At 61.8% G+C, this 19,346-nt stretch carries 20 protein-coding genes; all 20 read right to left on the bottom strand.

Going from position 1 to position 19,346, the window contains the following annotated elements:
* Positions 1-215: 215 nt before the first annotated feature.
* Positions 216-449 carry a zinc ribbon domain-containing protein gene (locus I6L38_RS05880; protein WP_010634287.1) on the bottom strand — a complete coding sequence of 78 codons (234 nt, stop codon included), beginning with the start codon at positions 447-449 and terminating at the stop codon, positions 216-218.
* 109 nt (positions 450-558) lie between these two features.
* On the bottom strand, positions 559-2,058 hold the full coding sequence (gene der / locus I6L38_RS05875; RefSeq protein WP_005299803.1) for a ribosome biogenesis GTPase Der: 1,500 nt from the start codon (positions 2,056-2,058) through the stop codon (positions 559-561).
* Positions 2,059-2,132: 74 nt separating this feature from the next.
* Entirely contained in the window at positions 2,133-3,317 is a 1,185-nt protein-coding gene (gene bamB / locus I6L38_RS05870) for an outer membrane protein assembly factor BamB (protein ID WP_216989279.1), read from the bottom strand.
* Positions 3,310-3,960, bottom strand: coding sequence for a tetratricopeptide repeat protein (locus I6L38_RS05865; RefSeq protein WP_010634289.1), 651 nt, complete (start codon positions 3,958-3,960; stop codon positions 3,310-3,312). Before I6L38_RS05865 ends, bamB begins: the two co-directional genes overlap by 8 nt.
* Positions 3,961-3,963: 3 nt before the next feature.
* A complete protein-coding gene (gene hisS, locus I6L38_RS05860) occupies positions 3,964-5,241 on the bottom strand; it encodes a histidine--tRNA ligase (protein ID WP_017765907.1) in 1,278 nt (425 codons plus the stop codon).
* Positions 5,242-5,379: 138 nt separating this feature from the next.
* The gene (gene ispG / locus I6L38_RS05855; RefSeq protein WP_024941377.1) at positions 5,380-6,495 is read right to left on the bottom strand and encodes a flavodoxin-dependent (E)-4-hydroxy-3-methylbut-2-enyl-diphosphate synthase; all 1,116 of its coding nucleotides are present in this window, start codon (positions 6,493-6,495) and stop codon (positions 5,380-5,382) included.
* A gap of 10 nt (positions 6,496-6,505) precedes the next feature.
* Positions 6,506-7,447 carry a cytoskeleton protein RodZ gene (rodZ, locus tag I6L38_RS05850; protein WP_201881756.1) on the bottom strand — a complete coding sequence of 314 codons (942 nt, stop codon included), beginning with the start codon at positions 7,445-7,447 and terminating at the stop codon, positions 6,506-6,508.
* Complete coding sequence (gene tapF / locus I6L38_RS05845) at positions 7,437-8,228, bottom strand: PilW family type IVa pilus biogenesis/stability lipoprotein TapF (RefSeq protein WP_017765910.1); 792 nt, start codon at positions 8,226-8,228, stop codon at positions 7,437-7,439. Before tapF ends, rodZ begins: the two co-directional genes overlap by 11 nt.
* A gap of 12 nt (positions 8,229-8,240) precedes the next feature.
* Entirely contained in the window at positions 8,241-9,344 is a 1,104-nt protein-coding gene (locus tag I6L38_RS05840; protein ID WP_005299790.1) for a bifunctional tRNA (adenosine(37)-C2)-methyltransferase TrmG/ribosomal RNA large subunit methyltransferase RlmN, read from the bottom strand.
* Positions 9,345-9,512: 168 nt separating this feature from the next.
* Entirely contained in the window at positions 9,513-9,941 is a 429-nt protein-coding gene (ndk, locus tag I6L38_RS05835; protein WP_005299787.1) for a nucleoside-diphosphate kinase, read from the bottom strand.
* Positions 9,942-10,213: 272 nt separating this feature from the next.
* Complete coding sequence (gene pepB, locus I6L38_RS05830) at positions 10,214-11,497, bottom strand: aminopeptidase PepB (RefSeq protein WP_024941375.1); 1,284 nt, start codon at positions 11,495-11,497, stop codon at positions 10,214-10,216.
* A complete protein-coding gene (gene pepB / locus I6L38_RS05825) occupies positions 11,494-12,798 on the bottom strand; it encodes an aminopeptidase PepB (RefSeq protein WP_024941374.1) in 1,305 nt (434 codons plus the stop codon). The genes pepB (I6L38_RS05830) and pepB (I6L38_RS05825) overlap by 4 nt, the downstream gene beginning before the upstream one ends.
* A gap of 157 nt (positions 12,799-12,955) precedes the next feature.
* Positions 12,956-13,294 (bottom strand): ISC system 2Fe-2S type ferredoxin, encoded by a 339-nt coding sequence (gene fdx / locus I6L38_RS05820; RefSeq protein ID WP_005299781.1) that lies wholly within the window; start codon positions 13,292-13,294, stop codon positions 12,956-12,958.
* Position 13,295: 1 nt separating this feature from the next.
* The gene (gene hscA, locus I6L38_RS05815) at positions 13,296-15,143 is read right to left on the bottom strand and encodes a Fe-S protein assembly chaperone HscA (protein ID WP_024941373.1); all 1,848 of its coding nucleotides are present in this window, start codon (positions 15,141-15,143) and stop codon (positions 13,296-13,298) included.
* A gap of 28 nt (positions 15,144-15,171) precedes the next feature.
* The gene (gene hscB, locus I6L38_RS05810) at positions 15,172-15,690 is read right to left on the bottom strand and encodes a co-chaperone HscB (RefSeq protein WP_024941372.1); all 519 of its coding nucleotides are present in this window, start codon (positions 15,688-15,690) and stop codon (positions 15,172-15,174) included.
* Between the two features lie 121 nt (positions 15,691-15,811).
* Positions 15,812-16,135, bottom strand: a complete 324-nt coding sequence (gene iscA / locus I6L38_RS05805) for an iron-sulfur cluster assembly protein IscA (RefSeq protein ID WP_005299772.1) — start codon at positions 16,133-16,135, stop codon at positions 15,812-15,814.
* A gap of 15 nt (positions 16,136-16,150) precedes the next feature.
* Positions 16,151-16,534, bottom strand: coding sequence for a Fe-S cluster assembly scaffold IscU (gene iscU / locus I6L38_RS05800; protein WP_005299770.1), 384 nt, complete (start codon positions 16,532-16,534; stop codon positions 16,151-16,153).
* Between the two features lie 54 nt (positions 16,535-16,588).
* Positions 16,589-17,803 carry an IscS subfamily cysteine desulfurase gene (locus tag I6L38_RS05795; protein ID WP_017781684.1) on the bottom strand — a complete coding sequence of 405 codons (1,215 nt, stop codon included), beginning with the start codon at positions 17,801-17,803 and terminating at the stop codon, positions 16,589-16,591.
* A gap of 57 nt (positions 17,804-17,860) precedes the next feature.
* The gene (gene iscR / locus I6L38_RS05790) at positions 17,861-18,364 is read right to left on the bottom strand and encodes a Fe-S cluster assembly transcriptional regulator IscR (RefSeq protein WP_011705634.1); all 504 of its coding nucleotides are present in this window, start codon (positions 18,362-18,364) and stop codon (positions 17,861-17,863) included.
* A 93-nt stretch (positions 18,365-18,457) separates the two neighbouring features.
* Complete coding sequence (gene trmJ, locus I6L38_RS05785; protein WP_017765915.1) at positions 18,458-19,186, bottom strand: tRNA (cytosine(32)/uridine(32)-2'-O)-methyltransferase TrmJ; 729 nt, start codon at positions 19,184-19,186, stop codon at positions 18,458-18,460.
* Positions 19,187-19,346 lie beyond the last annotated feature (160 nt).

The following is a 19,346-nucleotide window of genomic DNA, read 5'->3' as shown; positions in this document are numbered from 1 at the left end:
CCCAAGGCCGGGATGGCCACCCCATGGGAGGAGACCAAGATGCGAGCTCGCAGAAGAACGACACTGGTCAAGAAGACAAGGTGCGGCTGGAGCCCCAGACGCAAGCTCAAGCTCAACGAGATCAAACGCAAGATATGGCGCCGAAACCGCTCCTTCACCTTGCTGATAGCAGAGCACACAGCATAAACCCGGCATTAGCCGGGTTTTTTATTGCCTCAATTTTCCGTCAGCGGGCTCACCTCGAAGAGCACTGCCCGCTTCGACACCAGGCTGTTGCAGTGGTTGCAGAAGTAATCCACCGCGCCGCAGGCCTTGAGCCGCTCCAGCTCCTGCCGGCAGGTCGGGCAGAGCGCCCGGATCTGGTAACGGGCCTGGCACTGACCACAGGTGGTCTCACGGCTGCGGCTGTCCAGCTCGCCCTGGCAGGCAGGGCAGACAAGTTGACTCATGGTTGGCTCCTTGCAAAGTGAATGTGCACTGGGCGGCCCCACTGCACATTCCCCTCCCCTTCAATAGACCACTAGAAAAACGGCTGCCGGTGAGGGCAGCCGCTGGACCTTATTTCTTGGCTTTGGCCTTGAGCAGGCGCTTGCGCTGGCGCTCCTGGCTCAGGGTCAGGGTGTTCTTCTTGCCCTCGAACGGGTTGACCGACTCCTGGAACTCGACCCGAACCGGCGTCCCCATGATTTTCAACGACTTGCGGAAGTAGTTGATGAGGTAGCGCTTGTAGGAGTCCGGCAGGTCGTTGAGCTGGTTGCCGTGGATCACGATGCGCGGCGGGTTGTAGCCACCGGCGTGGGCGTACTTCAGCTTGACCCGGCGACCGTTCACCATGGGCGGCTGGTGGTCTTCCTGCGCCATCTGCATGATGCGGGTCAGCATGGCGGTGCTGGTACGGCGGGTGGCAGACTGGTAGGCCTCCTGGATGGATTCGAACAGGTGGCCGACGCCGCTGCCGTGCAGGGCGGAGATGAAGTGCACGCGGGCGAAGTCGATGAAGCCCAGACGACGATCGAGCTCGTTCTTGACGTCCTCTTTCACCTTCTGATCCAGACCATCCCACTTGTTCACCACCAGTACCACGGAGCGGCCGGTGTTGAGCACGAAACCGAGGATGCTGAGATCCTGATCGGTGATGGTCTCCTGGGCGTCGATCACCAGCAGGCAGACGTTGGCATCTTCAATCGCCTTGAGGGTCTTGATGACGGAGAACTTCTCCACCGTCTCGTGCACCTTGCCGCGACGACGCACGCCGGCGGTGTCGATGATGACGTACTTCTGCTCGTCGCGCTCCATCGGGATGTAGACGGAGTCGCGGGTGGTGCCCGGCATGTCATAGACGATAACCCGATCTTCACCCAGCATGCGGTTGGTCAGGGTCGACTTGCCGACGTTGGGGCGACCGACGATGGCGAACTTGATGGGCAGGTCGGCGAACGGCGTCTCCTTGGTGTCCTCCTTGGTGTCGAGTTCACCGGCCGCCACCATGCGCAGCAGGGCCTCTTCGTCGAAGTCTTCCTCTTCTTCATCCAGCTCGGCTTCTTCGCCGGCGGCTTCGACCAGGGTCTCCAGATGGGGGGCCAGCGCCAGCTCCAGCAGGCTCAGTACGCCACGACCGTGGGCGGCCGCCATCTGGTAGACCTCGCCCAGGGCCAGACCGTAGAACTCGGAGACGGCGGAGTCACCGTCGATTCCGTCGGTCTTGTTGGCCACCAGAAACACCTTCTTGTGGGTCTTGCGCAGGTGCTCGGCGATGGCCTGATCCGCCGCGGTCAGACCGGCGCGGGCATCCACCATGAACAGCACCACATCGGCCTCTTCGATGGCCAGCAGGGACTGCTCGGCCATCTTCAGCTCGATCCCCTCTTCGGTGCCGTCGATACCACCGGTATCCACCACGATAAATTCCAGCTCGCCCAGCTTCGCCTGGCCATATTTGCGGTCCCGGGTCAGACCGGGGAAGTCGGCCACCAGGGCGTCCCGGGTACGGGTCAGGCGGTTAAACAGGGTGGATTTCCCCACGTTGGGGCGGCCCACCAGGGCTACTACAGGAGTCATAAAAGCCTCATTCTCAAGACGACAAAGGCTCCGGGTCCGAAGACCAGGAGCCGGATATTCACATTATCGGGCGATCAGGGACGCTTGACAGCGTACAGCTTGCCGCCACGGCTCTGCACATACAGGGTGTCACCGTCCACCAGGGGGGCGGCGTACAGACCACTGCTGTCGAGCTGCTGCATGGCCTTGATGGACCCGTCGGTCCGATCCAGCCAATACAGGTAACCTTCCACATCGCCGACCACCACATAGCCACCCATGATGACGGGGGCGGTCACGGTGCGGTTTTCCAGCTGGGTGTTGGACCACAGCTCGAGACCGTTGCGACGGTCGACCGCAAACAGATGGCTGCGGCTGTCGGTCAGCACGATGGCATTGCCGGTCACCGCCATGTCGCGGTAGCCGGAATACTTGCGCTTCCACACTTCATCGCCGCTCATCAGCTTGCGCGCCATCAACTGGCCATTATACGCGATGGCATAGAGCTCATCGCCGGCGATCAGCGGCGTGGCATCCACGTCCACCATGCGGTCGAGCTCGGTGGCGCCGCGCGGGTCGGCCACCTTGGACTGGCGCACCGGCTGGCCGTTGCTCAGCAGGGCGATGCCCACCTTGCCATCGGCGCGGCCGTACAGCACGGCACCGTTGGTGATGATGGGGGCACCGGCGCTGCGCAAGGTCAGCGGCGGCTGCTCTTCCGCCAGGGTCCACTGCAGCTTGCCCTCGTCGGTATCAAGCGCCACCAGGCGACCCGAGGTGGTCAGTACCACCACCCGGCCATCCTCGACGGCGGGGCTCGCCACCACTTCACCCGGTACCGTGGTCTGCCACAGCACTTCCCCATTCTCTTCGTTCAGGGCGTAGACCACCCCGTTCTCGGAGCCCAGGAACAGCTTGCCGTAGCGGGAGACCAGGCCACCGGAGAGGCGGGCGCTACGCTTGTCGGCGTTGATTGGCAGATCCGCCAGATCGACGCTCCACAGCTCCTTGCCGCTTTCGCGGTCAAAGGCGGTGACATCACCGTCGCGGGCCGCCGCATAGATGCGCTCCTCTTCCACCACCGGCTTGAGCTGGGAGTAGAAGTCACCGATGCCGTCACCCACCGAGGAGGACCAGGCGGTATCGGCCGTGAACGCGGACTCGACCTTGGGCAGCGGGGCCATGGGGTTGAGATCCTCTTCCGAACTGAACAGGGAGCAGCCCTGCAGGGCGAAGGAGACCGCAGCCCCCAACGCCACCATCTTGAACAGATTACGCATCCGGAGCCTCACCCGTGGTCACCGCTGGCAACGCCAGATCGTCCATCTTCAGCTTGAGCTCGGCGCTGCTCTGCAGACCGCCGGCATCGGCCGCCGCCTGATAGGCATCGCGAGCCTCTTCGCTCTTGCCCTGCTTTTGCAGGATGTCGCCGCGCACTTCGGCCACCTGGGCCTTGAAGGCGTCGTTGTTGATCTTGCCAAGCTGGGCCAGCGCTTCATCGGCCTTGCCCTGATCGTTCAGCACCCGGGCCAGACGCAGTGCGGCGATAGGACGAATGCTCTCGTCACCACTGGTAGCCACCTGGGTCAGCTGCTCGGCAGCCAGATCCAGCTTGTCCGCCTTGACCGCGGCCGCCGCCAGTTGCAGCGCCGCCAGCTCGGCGTAGGAGTCGCCCTTGTGGGCGCTGATGAAGCTTTGTGCCTGCTCGAAGCCGGCCGCGTCACCCTTGGCCAGCTGGGCGCTCATCTCGTTGTAAGCCTGGGAGGCGGCTTCCTGGGTGGTCTGCTGATGCTCGTTGTAGTAGCGCCAGCCAAAGAGTCCAACCAGACCGATAACAGTTCCTGCGATCACCGAGGTTCCGTTCTCTTTCCACCAGTTCTTGATGACCTCAACCTGTTGTTCTTCGGTGGTATAAACTTCCACAGCTTACTCTCCTTTCGCTGCCAGCAGGGCAATGGCGGCGTCGACCGTGACGGTCTGTTGCTCGGCCTGGCCACGCAGATATTTGATGGTGATCTCCCCGTTTTGCACCTCGGTCTCGCCAAGGATCAGGGCAATGGCCGCGCCGCTCTTGTCGGCACGCTTGAGTTGTTTCTTGAAGTTGCCGCCGCCGCAGTGGCTCATCAGGCGCAAATCAGGCAGGGCATCGCGCAGCCGCTCGGCCAGCTGGAAACCGGCCTGTTCAGTGCCCTCACCCACCATGCAGAGATAGACATCCACCGCCGGGCGGATGTCGGCATTGAGTTCGAGGGTTTCCAGCATCAGCACCAGACGCTCCATGCCCATGGCAAAGCCCACTGCCGGGGTCGGCTGACCGCCCAGCTGCTCCACCAGGCCGTCGTAGCGGCCACCAGCACAGACGGTGCCCTGAGCACCCAGGCTGTTGGTGACCCACTCGAACACGGTGAGGTTGTAGTAGTCAAGGCCGCGCACCAGACGCTCGTTCACCTCGTACTTGATGCCGGCAGACTCGAGCAGGCGCTTGAGCCCCTCGAAGTGGGCCAGGCTCTCTTCGCCCAGGTGATCAAACAGACGCGGCGCGCCCACCAGGATGGCCTGTACCTTCTCGTCCTTGGAGTCGAGCACCCGCAGCGGGTTGCTGTACATGCGGCGCTGGCTCTCTTCGTCCAGCTCGCTCTTGTACTGCTCCAGGTAGGCGACCAGCGCATCGCGGTAAGCGGCACGTTCGGCACTCTGACCGAGGGTGTTGAGCTGCAGGGTCACGTGTTCGCTGATGCCGAACAGACGCCACAGGCGGTGAGTCAGCATGATGAGCTCGGCATCGATGTCCGGCCCGTTGATGCCAAACAACTCGACCCCGAACTGGTGGAACTGGCGATAACGGCCCTTCTGGGGACGCTCGTGACGGAACATGGGGCCCATGTACCACATCCGGCGTTCCTGGTTGTAAAGCAGACCGTGCTCGATACCGGCACGCACGCAGCTGGCGGTCCCTTCCGGACGCAGGCTCAGGCTGTCGCCGTTGCGGTCTTCAAAGGTGTACATCTCTTTTTCGACCACGTCGGTCACTTCACCGATGGCGCGCTTGAACAGATGGGTCTGCTCGACAATCGGCATGCGCACTTCGCTGTAGCCATAGCTGGCCACGACCTGGCGCAGGATCTGTTCTACTTTCTGCCATACCGGGCTCTGCTCCGGCAGGCAATCATTCATACCGCGAATAGCTTGGATCTGTTTTGCCACGTTGATACTCGAGAAAAAGAGGTAAAATTTGGCCGCATTATAGGGATTTTCGACCCCGAGGTAAAATCAGGGTATTCCAATGCGGGATGTAAAATCAGCAACCTAAAGACAGGGCCACCCTGAGTGGCCCTTGGTTGCTCAACCCTCGTCCACCTGGATCTGGTTGGCCGGATCCAGCATGGCGGCCCGGGCGCGAATGCGGCGCTCCAGGGTCGGGATGAGATCCTTGTTGTCGAGCCGGTCGACCCGCTGGCCCGCTTCGTAGAAGGCGCTCTTGTTGGCCGCACCGGCGAGGCCCAGATCGGAGACCAGCGCCTCCCCCGGACCGTTAACCACGCAGCCGATGATGGAGACATCCATCGGAGTGATGATGTCTTCGAGCCGCTCTTCCAGCGCATTGACGGTGCCGATGACGTCGAACTCCTGGCGGGAGCAGGAGGGACAGGCGATGAAGTTGATGCCGCGGGAACGGATGCGCAGGGACTTGAGGATATCGAAGCCCACCTTGATCTCTTCCACCGGATCGGCCGCCAGCGAGATGCGCAGGGTGTCGCCGATGCCTTCGCTCAGCAGCATGCCCAGACCGATGGCAGACTTCACCGCGCCGGCGCGAAAACCGCCCGCTTCTGTGATGCCCAGGTGCAGCGGCTGCTCGATCTGCTTGGCCAGCAGGCGATAGGCGCCAACCGCCAGGAAGACGTCGGAAGCCTTGACGCTCACCTTGAAGTTGTCGAAGTTCAGGCGATCCAGATAATCCACATGGCGCATGGCTGATTCGAGCAGCGCCTCGGGGGTGGGTTCGCCATATTTTTCCTGGATGTCCCGTTCCAGCGAGCCGCCGTTGACGCCGATGCGGATCGGGATGTTGTAGTGGCGGGCGCAGTCGACCACGGCGCGCACCCGCTCCTCGTTGCCGATGTTGCCCGGGTTGATGCGCAGGCAATCGGCGCCGTATTCGGCCACTTTCAGGGCGATGCGGTAGTCGAAGTGGATGTCGGCCACGATGGGGATGCGGGTCTGCTGCTTGATGAGCTTGAACGCTTCCGCCGCCTCCATGGTGGGGACGGAGACCCGGACGATGTCGGCACCGACCCGCTCGATCCGCTGGATCTGCTCGACGGTGGCGGCCACGTCCGTGGTCTTGGTGTTGGTCATGGTCTGTACCGTGATGGGGGCATCGCCCCCGACCGGTACGTTGCCGACCATGATCTGCCTGGATTTACGACGAATGATGGGAGATTCGTGAGCGGACATGGCGGACAGATTACTCCTGCGGCAGTGAGAGGCGAGCAGTCCGGCCGTTGTTGTAACGGCTCATGTCGATGGACTTGCCCTTGTATTCGATATTGATGGCCATGGGCGCACCAATGATGAATTTGAGCGGCTCGGGTCCTTCCAGTACCAGTTCGTCATTGGCCTTCTTGAGGCCGCTGAACAGGGTCTTGCCATTGGCATCCTTGACGTCCAGCCAGCAGTCGGCGGTGAAGCTCATCTTGAGCTGGGGCACCTTGGCAGGCTCGCTCGCGGCGGTGTCGTCAGCCGGTTGCGTGGCGGCAGCGGCAGACGTCTCGGCAGTGGTGGTCGCCACGGCGCTGCTGGCATCCGCCGGCAGAGTGGTCGCAGCGGCATCGCTCACCACCGGGGTTACGGCAGCGTCTGCGGCGGCGGAAGCGGCAGGAGCCAGTACCGGCTCGGCAACATCGACGGCCGGAGTGGCGCTCGGCGTATTGGGGTTGCGGGCTGCGCCCATTTCGGTCGCGGCCAGGGCCTCGTCACCGGCGGAGCGACGCGCCGTGCTCTGCCACCACCAGACGACGGAGAGGGCGATCAGCACCAGGATCACCAGCCAGGTGACAACCTTGAGGCGGCTGTCGTTGGCCTGCTGACGGGAGCGACGAGAGAAGCTCTGCATGTCGATGTTGTCGGGCGGTGTCAGGCCCAGCTTGTCATAAGCGGCGAGGATGGTCTCTTCCGGAATACCGACCAGCTTGGCATAGGTACGCAGATAGCCGCGGATGAAGGTATGGGAGGTATGTTTGTCATACGTATCCGATTCAATCGCGGCAATCAGGGTCAGACGAAGGTGAATGCGGGACGCAACCTGTTCTCGCGTCCAGCCGAGCTGTTCACGGGCGTTGCGCAGCAGCTGGCCTGGGCCAACTGCCTGGGAGTCGTCTTGGAAATCGTGTGGCTGTTCAGTAGTCATTGGCTAAGTAACGCTTGGCTTGTTGCGAAGTGGGATATTGCCTTACCAGCTCAGTCCCGAATTGGTGAAGTAGTGCCGGTTTGTCCATGGCCTGCGCCAGCCGCAATCTCAACCAGAGACTGTTCTCGTTCTCGTCCGATACATCGGCAAAACGGGCGAGATAGGCCTGCACATCAGGCAGCTTGCCATCTTTCATGGAAAGCTCCGCCATGTCCAGCAATAACCTTGGATTGCGGGGATTATACCCCAAGGCCAAGCGATAGTACTCGCTTGCTTTATCATTTCTGCGATTTTGCGCGGCGCAAAGTGCCGCGTTTTCATAGGTATCGGCGATCTTGATGTAGTTCGGCTGGCTGACGGCCTGCAGGAAGGCTTTCTCAGCCTCGTCGAAACGACCGCGATTGCAAAGGAAGGCGCCATAGTTGTTCATCGCGTCAGCATTGGACGGATCCACGGCAAGGGCTTTCTGGTAACTGGCTTCGGCTGCCTTGTAATCTTGCACCTGCTGGTAGAAGTAGGCAAAACCGATGTAAACCTGAGGATTGGCGGCGTCGTACTGGAGGGCGCGATCAAGGTTGAACTTGGCCTGCTCGGCGTTGCCCTGCTGCAGATACTGGATGCCCAAATCCAGACGGGTCTGGGCTGCCGCCTTGAGGTCGGGACCGACCTCACGCTGGGTGGAATTCTGGCCAGCGTAAGTGGTCTCGGTAACACAGCCTGGCAGCGCACAGAGCGCTGCCACTACGATCAATGTACGTGTATCCATTCCCTGACTATACAATGGCTTAGCAAGTTAAACCATTTTGACGGAAATCCCATCCTGTTGCATCCGATTTTTCATGGTGCGCTTGGTGCGATCGATCACCTCCCCCACCAGCTGACCGCAGGCCGCATCGATGTCGTCACCACGGGTCTTGCGGACAATGACGGTGAAGCCGTACTCCATCAGAACCTTGGAGAAACGGTCAATGCGACTGTTGCTCGGCTTGCCGTAAGGGTTGCCCGGGAAGGGGTTGAACGGGATCAGGTTGATCTTGCTCGGGGTGTCCTTGAGCACCTTGGCCAGTTCGTGGGCATGCTGCATGTCGTCATTGATGTGATCGAGCAGCACATACTCCACCGTGACCCGGCCGCCGTTGGCGTTGGACTTGCCGAGGTAGCGACGCACACCGGCCAGGAAGGCTTCGATGTTGTACTTGTCGTTGATCGGCATGATCTCGGAGCGCAGTTTGTCGTTGGGAGCGTGCAGGGAGATGGCCAGCGCCACGTCGATCTGGTCGCCCAGCATGTCCAGCGCCGGCACCACGCCGGAGGTGGAGATGGTGACCCGGCGCTTGGAGATGCCGTAGCCGTAGTCATCCATCATCAGGCGCATGGCCGGCACCACGTTGGCGAGGTTGAGCAGCGGCTCGCCCATGCCCATCATCACCACGTTGGTGATGGGACGCTTGCCGCCGACGATCTTGGCGGCGCGCCACACCTGACCGATGATCTCGGAGACTTTCAGGTTGCGGTTGAAGCCCTGCTGGGCGGTGGAGCAGAACTTGCACTCCAGGGCGCAGCCCACCTGGGAGGAGACACACAGGGTCGCCCGATCGTCCTCGGGGATGTAGACGGTCTCCACCTCCTGGCCGCCGACCTGCAGCGCCCACTTGATGGTACCGTCGGAGGAGCGCTGTTCTCGGCTCACTTCCGGCGCCCGGATCTCGGCGATCTCCTTGAGACGCTCGCGCAGCACCTTGTTGACGTTGTTCATCTGATCGAAATCATCACAACCAAAGTGATAAATCCACTTCATTACCTGATCTGCCCGGAACGGCTTCTCGCCCAGTTCGACGAAGAAGGCACGCATGGCATCCCGATCGAGATCCAGCAGGTTGGTTTTTGTTTCGCTCATCAAGGGCCTCAGCTCACACACTTCATAAATTATCGGCTGACCTACGTCAGGGGGCGGCATTGTACAAATTATGGGTCCGGCTTTCCACCTGGAGAATAAGGGGATATTGACCGAATGACCAAAAAACAAAAGGGAGCCGAGGCTCCCTTGAGATTCTGCTGACGAAAATCAACCGCGCGGGCAGATCTCGGCGTCAGAGAAGAAGTAGGCGATTTCACGAGCGGCAGAGGCCGGCGCATCGGAGCCGTGCACGGCGTTGCGATCGATGCTCTCGGCGTAGCAGGCGCGCAGGGTGCCGGCCAGGGCCTCTTTCGGGTTGGTGGCGCCCATGATTTCACGGTGACGACGGATGGCTTCTTCGCCTTCCAGCACCTGGATCATGACGGGGCCGGAGGTCATGAAGCTGACCAGACCGTCATAGAAAGGCTTGCCCTGGTGCTCGGCGTAGAAACCGGCGGCTTGTTCGCTGCTCATGTGCAGCATCTTGGCGGCGATGACTTTCAGGCCAGCGCTCTCGAAACGGTTGTAGATGGCACCGATCAGGTTCTTGCTGACGGCGTCCGGCTTGATGATGGAGAAGGTACGTTCGATGGCCATTGAGATCTTTCCTTAACTACAGAGATTTATTGTTAGAATCCATGTTCGGCGGCGATTATACGTAAACAAAAACCGAAATAACACACAGAAAAGCAACTTTTTATTAAACAATTCCATCCCTAAAACAACATCACCACTCATCTTGGCCCAGGCCGGCAGGAAAAAATGTGCGCTTGCGCACGATCACCATGCTAACCCCCTGAAACATTGGCTATTGCCCATCTTCTGCAATATGGGAAAGGGCACCCGCAGGTGCCCTTGATGTGGTTCTCTCAGCGGGTTTCCGCCAGCAGGGTGTGGGCGATGGTGCGCATCCCCAGGGTATTGGCCCCCGGAGCCCACAGATTGTCGCCGTTGTCGCTGAAGCAGGCAGCGAGATCCACGTGCAACCAGCCTCGCCCTTCGTTGCCCACGAAGCGGGAGAGGAATCCGGCCGCATTGGAGGCGCCGCCCGGGCCACCGCCCGGCACGGGGCGGCTGTTGGCAGTGTCAGCATAGTGGGACGGACACTGCTGGCTGTGCCAGGGCTCCAGCGGCAGCGGCCAGGCAGGCTCCTGCTCGGCATCCGCATAGGCCATGGCGCGGCTCACCAGCCCCTTGTCGAGGCCAAACAGCGCATTGTAGCGTCCACCCAGCGCCATCACAGCCGCCCCGGTCAGGGTGGCGGCGTCGATGACCAGCGGCGCGCCGGATTCGCCGGCCAGTTGCAGACCGTCGGCCAGCACCAGGCGCCCCTCGGCGTCGGTGTTGACTATCTCCACCGTGGTACCGTTCTTGTAGGTGAGGATGTCACCCAGCTTGTAGGCGTGACCCGAGACCAGGTTCTCGGCGCAGCAGAGGATAAGCTTCACCCGCTTGTCGAGGCCGCGCAGGATGGCCAGCGCCAGCGCGCCGGTGACGATGGCGGCGCCCCCCATGTCGTGCTTCATGGTGAGCATGCCCTGGGAGGTCTTCATGGAGTAGCCGCCGGAGTCAAAGGTGATCCCCTTGCCCACCAGGGCCGCGGCCACCGGGGCCTTGGGATCCCGACCTGGATTGAAGTCCAGCTCCAGCATCACGGGCTCGCGCTCGCTGCCACGACCGACCTGGTAGAGACCGACCCAGCCCGCCTGTTGCAGCGCCTCCCCTTTGAGGATGCGATGGCTGATCTTGTCGGGGGCCAGCTCGGTGAGGAAGGCGGCAGCTTCGACCGCCAGCTCCAGCGGTCCCAGCTGCTCGGGGGTGGCATTGGTCATCTCTCGCACCCAGCGCCCGCACAGCCAGCGCGCTTCCAGCTCCTCCCTGTCCTCCTCGGACGAGGTGGCCCACTGCAGCGCCACTTCCGCCTTGGGTGTCTGCAGCCCCTGGGCAAAGGCCCATTGCTGCTCGCGCTCCCAGTGACCGGCCAGCACCACCTTCTGGATCCCCTGGCTGCACAGGCGCCGCGCCGCCTGCTGGATGTCCAGCAAGGGGGTGGCGGTCACCAGATGGATCACCATGCCATCGGCGCGGTGAGAGAGCAGCGCCCCCTCCCCCCACTCGGCCGGCGCAAATTCTCGGCTCAACCAGACGTTCATGCGCCCACCTCCTGCAACCAGCGGGCAATCGTGCGCAGACCGTGGCCCTTGGCACCGGTCGCCCACAGATCGTTACCCGATTTTTGATAGGAGGCGGCCAAGTCCAGGTGTACCCAGCCCTTGCCTTCATCACGCACGAAGCGCGACAAGAAGGCGGCTGCCGTGGTGGCGCCGGCGGTCCCTTCGGCGGATGCCACGTTGCCCAGCTCGGCAAAGGCAGAGGTGAGCTGGCCCGCGTGCCAGGGCTCCAGCGGCAGCGCCCAGGCCTGCTCGTTTTCGGCTTTGGCGGCCGCCAGCGCACGCACCTGCTCGACCTCATCAAGGGCGAACACGGCGTTGTAGTCGCGACCCAGCGCAGTCTTGGCGGCGCCGGTCAGGGTAGCGGCGTCGAGGATATAGGCTGCCCCGCTTTCGCTGGCGGCCAGCAGGCCATCGGCCAGCACCAGACGGCCTTCCGCGTCGGTGTTCTGGATCTCGACCGAGATGCCGTTGCGATAGGTGAGGATGTCGCCGAGCTTGAAGGCGTGGCCGGAGACCAGGTTCTCGGCGCAGCAGAGGATCAGCTTGACCCGTTTGTCGAGGCCGCGGCTGATGGCCAGCGCCAGCGCGCCGGTCACCATGGCGGCGCCACCCATGTCGGATTTCATCGGCAGCATGTTGTCGGAGGACTTCATGGAGTAGCCACCGGAATCGAAGGTGATCCCCTTGCCCACCAGGGCCGCCAGCACGGGAGCGTTGGCATCCCCGGTCGGGTTGTAGTCGAGCTCGAGCAGCACGGGCTCGCGCTCGCTGCCACGGCCCACCGACCAGATCCCGATGTGACCGGCCTCCTGCAGTGCCTCCCCGGCGGTAATGCGGGCGGTCACCTTGTCACCGGCGAGGCTGCGAATGAGCAGCAGGGCGGACTCCGCCAGGCTCATGGGATAGATCTCCTGCGGGCAGCCGTTGGTCACCTCGCGCACCCAGCGAGCCGCCTTGAGCAGGGCTTCCAGCTCACGAGCCTCCTGCGCTGACTGCTCACCAAAGTCGAGCTCGCGCACGCCCTTGGCAGCGTAAAAGCCCTGGGCGAAGGCGTAGCGACGCTCCCGATCCCAGCCCTCACCCACCAGCTTGACGCGCTTGATGCCGCTCGACTCGAGGCGTCTGGCCCCACGCTGGATGGCGCGCAGCGCCTCCTTCTCCTGGCCGCCGCGGCCCAGATGGAGATGGGCTTCGTCGCCGTTGAAACTGAGCAGGGCACCCTCGCCCCAGTGGGCAGCGGCAGCCTGGGAAGACAACCGTACGTTCATCATGTCAGCCATGTTCTCTTGCTTCCTTTTTATTGGCACTTTCATCAACGAATAGGGAGATCGCGGGCACAAAAAAGGCCGCGCCCTCAAGGGTCACGGCCTTCACCATATCATTACTGCACCACGAGATGCTGCACGCGCAATTCACTCATGTGTAATTAAGAGGTCATCAGTGGCGCTCAGACGCCAGATTCAGGGTGTACTTGGGCAGTTCCACCACCAGATCCTCGTCCGCCAGTCTGGCCTGGCAGCTGAGACGGGATTCAGGCTCCAGTCCCCACGCCTTGTCCAGCATGTCATCTTCCAGCTCGTCGCTCGGCTCGAGGGAGTCGAACCCTTCCCGCACCACACAGTGGCAGGTGGTGCAGGCGCAGGACTTCTCGCAGGCGTGCTCGATCTCGATGCCGTTGCGCAGCGCGATGTCCAGAATGGTTTCACCGGTCGCGCCTTCGAGGGCCGCGCCGTCCGGACAGAGCTCGGGATGGGGCAGAATAATCAGTTTTGGCATATTACACCTTGTTGACGTTTTGTCCGGTCAGCACCTTGCGGATGGAGGCATCCATCCGGCGGGCTGCAAATTCGCCACTGGCAGCGTCCGCCGCCTCGATGGCCTCTTTGATCTGGTTGGTGGTACCCGTGCTGCGCATGGTCAGCAGATGGGCGATGGCAGCATCCAGCTCGGCCCGCTCGGCGGCGCTCAACAGCGCTTCGCCATCGGCGGCCAGCGCGGCGTTGAGGCTCTCGACCACCCGGTCGGCCTCGACCTGCTGCTCCGCCAGCATGCGGGCGTCCATGTCCTGCTGGGCATTGGCGATGGAGGCGCTCAGCATGTTGAGGATGTCATCCTCACCCAATCCGTAGGAGGGCTTGACCTGGATCTCGGCCTGCACGCCGGAGGATTTCTCCATGGCGCTGACCGACAGCAGACCGTCCGCATCCACCTGGAAGGTGACGCGAATGTGGGCCGCCCCCGCCGCCATGGGCGGAATGCCGGTCAGGGTGAAGCGGGCCAAGGATCGGCAATCCGCCACCAGCTCGCGCTCGCCCTGCACCACGTGGATCGCCATCGCAGTCTGGCCATCCTTGAAGGTGGTGAACTCCTGAGCGCGGGCCACCGGAATGGTGGTGTTGCGCGGGATCACCTTCTCGGCGAGGCCCCCCATGGTTTCTAACCCTAAGGAGAGCGGAATGACGTCCAGCAGCAGCATCTCGGCATCGGGCTTGTTGCCCACCAGGATGTCGGCCTGGATGGCGGCACCGATGGCCACCACCTTGTCGGGGTCGATGCTGGTCAGTGGCGTACGTTGGAAGAACTCCCCCACCAGCTCGCGCACCAGCGGCACCCGGGTGGAGCCGCCGACCATCACCACTTCCAGCACATCTTCCTGTTCGAGACCCGCATCGCGCAGGGCGCGGCGACAGGCCAGCAGGGTGCGCTTGACCAGCGGCTGGATCAGCTGGTCAAACTGGCTGCGGGTGACGGTGCCCTGCCAGCCGGCAAAGGCGCAGGCAACGGCATCGGCATCGGTGAGACCGTGTTTGACGGCGGCGGCGGCGTCCAGCAACTCGCGCTGGGTACGGGCATCGAGCTGACCGGACAACCCGGCTTGCTCTTTCAGCCAGTCCGCCAGCAGGTGGTCGAAATCATCGCCACCGAGGGCCGAGTCGCCGCCAGTGGCCATCACCTCAAACACCCCGCGATGCAAACGCAGAATGGAGATGTCGAAGGTACCGCCACCCAGGTCATAGACGGCGATCACCCCTTCCTGACCGGAGTCGAGGCCATAGGCGATGGCGGCGGCGGTCGGTTCATTGAGCAGACGCAGCACGTGCAGACCGGCCAGTCTGGCCGCATCCTTGGTGCCCTGGCGCTGGGCGTCGTCGAAATAGGCGGGCACTGTGATCACCACGCCGTCGAGATCGCCACCCAGGGCGGCGGCGCCCCGCTCGGCCAGTTTTTTGAGGATCTCGGCCGAGACCTGCACCGGGTTGACCAACCCCTGACGGGTCTGCAGCTGCGGCATACCGTTGTCGGCCGCCACGAATTCGTAGGGCTGCTGGCGGGTATCGATGTCGGCCAGCGCCTTGCCCATCATCCGCTTGGCGGAGACGATGGTGTTGTGCGGGTCGAGGGCTGCCTCGCGCTTGGCATCGAAGCCGACCCGGATGGTATCGGCCTGGTAATGCACGACGGAGGGCAGCAGATCACGCCCCTGCTCGTCACAGAGGGTGTCGGCCTGACCGCTGCGCACGGCGGCGACCAGCGAGTTGGTGGTGCCAAGGTCGATGCCGACGGCACGCTTGTGCTGATGAGGTGCGGCGCTCTGGCCGGGCTCGGCGATTTGCAGTAATGCCATGGGTAATCAAACTTCCAGCGTTAAAGGATCAAGACTCGAACAGGGAGTCTTCGAATCGTTCCAGCTCCTCGAGGAGCTTGTCGACAAACTTGAGCTTGCGAACGCAGTCAGCGGCCTTCTGATCATCGCCGGTGGCGAGGCTCAGGGTCAGCTGCTGCATCAACTGCTGGTGATCATGCCTGATCTCCTGGCGAAAATCCTTGATGGCCCGCTCAGGGTCGGCTTCGCCTTTCAGATCGGCCAGCCGCTCGCGCCACTCCAGTTGCTGCATCAGGAAAGCGGGATCTTGCAGCGTCTGCTGCTCGCCGCGGATATCGGTACCACGCAGGGAGAGCAGGTACTCGGCTCGGCGCAGGGGCGCCTTGAGGGTAGTGAAGGCATCGTTGATCTGGGCGGCACGTTGCACCGCGACCAGCTGTTCCCGCTCGGGAGCCGTGGCAAAACGATCGGGATGGAACTGGGTTTGCAACTGACGGTAGGTATCCGCCAACTGACGGGTATCGAGCTCGAAGCCTTCCACCAGCCCAAACAGCTCGAAATGATTCATGCAGACCTCTTAGAACCTGATGCGACCGCCGTCCTGCTCGCCCTCGGCAAACGGGACGGCGTGGTTGAACTGGCCGTGGCCGGCCGGTTCAACACATGCGCAATCAGGTGTAGCAAACATCTCAGACACTGAAGCTTTCGCCGCAACCACACTCACCCTTGGCGTTGGGGTTGTTGAACTGGAAGCCCTCGTTGAGGCCCTCCTTGACGAAGTCCAGCTGGGTACCATCCAGGTGGATCAGGCTCTTGGCATCGACGATGATCTTGACGCCGTCCTGCTCGAATACCTGATCTTCATCCGCCAGCTCGTCGACAAATTCGAGCACGTAGGCAAGACCGGAACAGCCGGTGGTCTTGACGCCGAGGCGCAGGCCGATGCCCTTGCCCCGGTTGGCCAGAAAAGAAGAAACCCGTGCCGCTGCGGCATCTGTCATGGTAATGGCCATACTGCGCTCCTGACCTTAGAGACCTTTCTTCTGCTTGTAATCGGCGATGGCGGCCTTGATGGCATCCTCGGCCAGAATGGAGCAGTGGATCTTCACCGGCGGCAGCGCCAGCTCTTCGGCGATGTCGGTGTTCTTGATGCCGGCTGCTTCGTCCAGGGTCTTGCCCTTGACCCACTCGGTCACCAAGGAGCTGGAGGCGATGGCGGAGCCACAACCATAGGTCTTGAACTTGGCATCTTCGATGATGCCGTCGTCGCTGATCTTCAGCTGCAGCTTCATCACGTCACCACAGGCCGGCGCACCGACCATGCCGGTAGCGATGCTGGGATCGTTCTTGTCGAAGCCGCCTACGTTACGTGGGTTCTCGTAGTGGTCGATTACTTTTTCACTGTAAGCCATATCTAACTCCTGCTAATTCCGTTGTTCACCAAACACTTGCTCTCTTGGCAAGGATCAGTGATGAGCCCATTCGACCGTGTTCAGATCGACGCCGTCCTTGTACATCTCCCACAGGGGAGACATCTCGCGCAGACGACCGATGGAGTCACGGATAAGCTTGATTGCGTAATCAATCTCTTCTTCGGTGGTGAAGCGACCCATGCTGAAACGGATGGAGCTGTGCGCCAGCTCGTCGTTCAGGCCCAGGGCGCGCAGCACGTAGGAGGGCTCCAGGCTGGCCGAGGTACAGGCAGAACCGGAAGAGACCGCCAGATCCTTGAGCGCCATGATCAGGGATTCCCCTTCCACATAGGCGAAGCTGACGTTGAGGTTGCCCGGTACACGCTGTTCCAGGTCACCGTTGATGTAGACCTCTTCGATATCCTTGATGCCGTCCCACAGACGCTGACGCAGGGCCATGATGCGCTCACCCTCGCTCGCCATCTCTTCTTTGGCGATGCGGAAGGCTTCGCCCATGCCGACGATCTGGTGAGTCGGCAGGGTGCCGGAACGCATGCCGCGCTCGTGGCCGCCACCGTGCATCTGGGCTTCCAGGCGCACACGGGGCTTGCGACGCACGTAGAGGGCACCAATGCCTTTCGGGCCGTATACCTTGTGGGCGGACATGGAGAGCAGGTCAACCTTGAGCGCTTCCACGTCGACCGGGATCTTGCCCACGCTCTGTACCGCATCCACGTGCAGCAGGATCTTGCGGGAGCGGCACAGCTCGCCGATAGCGGCGATGTTCTGCACCACGCCGATCTCGTTGTTGACGTGCATGATGCTGACCAGAATGGTGTCATCGCGCAGGGCGCCTTCGATCTGCTCCAGAGTGAACAGGCCGTTGGGCATCGGTTCGAGGTAGGTTACCTCATAGCCTTCGCGCTCCAGCTGGCGGCAGGTATCCAGTACCGCCTTGTGCTCGGTCTTGGAGGTAACGATGTGCTTGCCCTTGCCGGCGTAGAAGTGGGCGACGCCCTTGATGGCCAGGTTGTTGGACTCGGTGGCGCCGGAGGTGAAGACGATCTCGCGCGGGTCGGCACCGATCAGCTCTGCCACTTGATTACGGGCCAGGTCGACCGCCTCTTCGGCTTGCCAGCCGAAACGGTGGGAACGGGAAGCTGGATTGCCGAACAGGCCATCCATGGTGAGACACTGCATCATTTTTTCTGCGACACGCGGGTCCACCGGACAGGTTGCCGAATAATCAAGGTAAATAGGCAGTTTCATGTTTTTCTCCGTTACAGCCTGGGTCATACATCGACTGGCTGTGGAAAGCACGTTTGTTTATAGTTGGACTTTCAAGCTCACATCGCCGCGTTCTGCCCGATCAACCAGGGACAACACGGTTTTCATCTGTTCGTCTTGCTTGCCGGCAATACGGCGCACATCCGCCTGATCAACCAGCTCGGCCAGGGTGATATCCCCCAGGAAGCTGGAGATCCGCTCGCTCAGGTCACGCCACAAGGAGTGAGTAAGACACTGGGTGCCGCCGTGGCAGCCGCCCTTGCCGAGGCACTTGGTGGCATCCACCGATTCATCCACCGCGGTGATCACCTGACCGACCGAGATGGCATTCGGGGCCAGACCGAGGCGATAGCCGCCACCGGGGCCACGCACGCTGCTTACCAGGCCATGCTTGCGCAGGCGGGCAAACAGTTGCTCCAGATAGGACAAGGAGATGCCCTGGCGCTCTGAAATATCAGCCAGGGGCACGGGCCCCTGCTCTGCATGCAACGCCACGTCGAGCATGGCAGTCACAGCGTAACGTCCTTTTGAGGTCAGTCTCATATGCCTTACCGTCTTGCGAACCAATCAATATGGGCATATGGTCACATACCCGACTAAATCAGTCAAGTATATGGTTGAGTAATTCAGTCGGGTTTAATCCTGCGGCCTGGGTTTTTGCACCGAGGTCAGAATGCCGCGCAGAATGTTGAGTTCCACCGCCTCCGGACGTGCCCGGTTGAACAGGCGACGCAACTTGTTCATCACCTGCCCCGGGTGGTCATCGGTGATGAAGCCGGTCTTGAGCAGCGTCTGTTCCAGATGCTGATAAAAACCTTCCAGTTGATCGGCACTGGGATACTCCACTGCCATCCCGCTGTCGCCTGCTTGCTCTTGCTGCTGCAGCCAGTGCATGCGCACCTCATAACAGAGGGTCTGCACCGCCATGGCCAGATTGAGGGAGCTGTACTCGGGATTGGCCGGGATGGCCACGTGGTAGTGGCACTTTTGCAGCTCGTCGTTGGTGAGGCCGGTACGTTCACGGCCAAACACCAGCGCCACCGGATGCTGCATACCTTCAGCCACCAACTTCTCGCCCGCTTCGCGGGGATCCAGCATGGGCCAGCTCAGGGTGCGGGAACGGGCACTGGTACCGATCACCAGGCCGCAATCGGCGATGGCTTCATCCAGCGTCGCCACGACACGGGCATTGGCCAGGATGTCGCTGGCACCGGCAGCCAATGCATTGGCATTGCCATCGGGCAGGGCTTGCGGATCAACCAGCACCATCTGACTCAAGCCCATGGTCTTCATGGCGCGTGCCGCAGACCCCATGTTGCCGGTGTGAGAGGTGTTTACCAACACGATACGAATCTGATCCAACATGCCCAGTCAATCTTCAGTCAAAAATGGCGCGCAATTGTAACATAGCCAATCGCTATTTTGGCACCGTAAATGGCGCTCCATTTCACAACTATCGCGCCGGTTTGTAGAACAAAGCGGCATGAGGCGGGCACAAGGGCGGGCTAAACTTGGAGGATGGGAA

This window comes from Aeromonas sp. FDAARGOS 1408 (assembly GCF_019048665.1).
Classification (GTDB): domain Bacteria; phylum Pseudomonadota; class Gammaproteobacteria; order Enterobacterales; family Aeromonadaceae; genus Aeromonas; species Aeromonas dhakensis.
Note: the sequence above shows the minus strand (reverse complement) of the source record. Positions and strands in the feature narration are given on the sequence as shown.

Excerpts from the sequence above, each read along its gene's own strand:
- I6L38_RS05880 (WP_010634287.1), bottom strand. The coding sequence starts at position 449 with ATGAGTCAACTTGTCTGCCCTGCCTGCCAGGGCGAGCTGGACAGCCGC.
- der (WP_005299803.1), bottom strand. The coding sequence starts at position 2,058 with ATGACTCCTGTAGTAGCCCTGGTGGGCCGCCCCAACGTGGGGAAATCC.
- bamB (WP_216989279.1), bottom strand. The coding sequence starts at position 3,317 with ATGCGTAATCTGTTCAAGATGGTGGCGTTGGGGGCTGCGGTCTCCTTC.
- ispG (WP_024941377.1), bottom strand. The coding sequence starts at position 6,495 with ATGTCCGCTCACGAATCTCCCATCATTCGTCGTAAATCCAGGCAGATC.
- rodZ (WP_201881756.1), bottom strand. The coding sequence starts at position 7,447 with ATGACTACTGAACAGCCACACGATTTCCAAGACGACTCCCAGGCAGTT.
- I6L38_RS05840 (WP_005299790.1), bottom strand. The coding sequence starts at position 9,344 with ATGAGCGAAACAAAAACCAACCTGCTGGATCTCGATCGGGATGCCATG.
- ndk (WP_005299787.1), bottom strand. The coding sequence starts at position 9,941 with ATGGCCATCGAACGTACCTTCTCCATCATCAAGCCGGACGCCGTCAGC.
- pepB (WP_024941375.1), bottom strand. The coding sequence starts at position 11,497 with ATGAACGTCTGGTTGAGCCGAGAATTTGCGCCGGCCGAGTGGGGGGAG.
- pepB (WP_024941374.1), bottom strand. The coding sequence starts at position 12,798 with ATGGCTGACATGATGAACGTACGGTTGTCTTCCCAGGCTGCCGCTGCC.
- fdx (WP_005299781.1), bottom strand. The coding sequence starts at position 13,294 with ATGCCAAAACTGATTATTCTGCCCCATCCCGAGCTCTGTCCGGACGGC.
- hscA (WP_024941373.1), bottom strand. The coding sequence starts at position 15,143 with ATGGCATTACTGCAAATCGCCGAGCCCGGCCAGAGCGCCGCACCTCAT.
- hscB (WP_024941372.1), bottom strand. The coding sequence starts at position 15,690 with ATGAATCATTTCGAGCTGTTTGGGCTGGTGGAAGGCTTCGAGCTCGAT.
- iscA (WP_005299772.1), bottom strand. The coding sequence starts at position 16,135 with ATGGCCATTACCATGACAGATGCCGCAGCGGCACGGGTTTCTTCTTTT.
- iscU (WP_005299770.1), bottom strand. The coding sequence starts at position 16,534 with ATGGCTTACAGTGAAAAAGTAATCGACCACTACGAGAACCCACGTAAC.
- I6L38_RS05795 (WP_017781684.1), bottom strand. The coding sequence starts at position 17,803 with ATGAAACTGCCTATTTACCTTGATTATTCGGCAACCTGTCCGGTGGAC.
- iscR (WP_011705634.1), bottom strand. The coding sequence starts at position 18,364 with ATGAGACTGACCTCAAAAGGACGTTACGCTGTGACTGCCATGCTCGAC.
- trmJ (WP_017765915.1), bottom strand. The coding sequence starts at position 19,186 with ATGTTGGATCAGATTCGTATCGTGTTGGTAAACACCTCTCACACCGGC.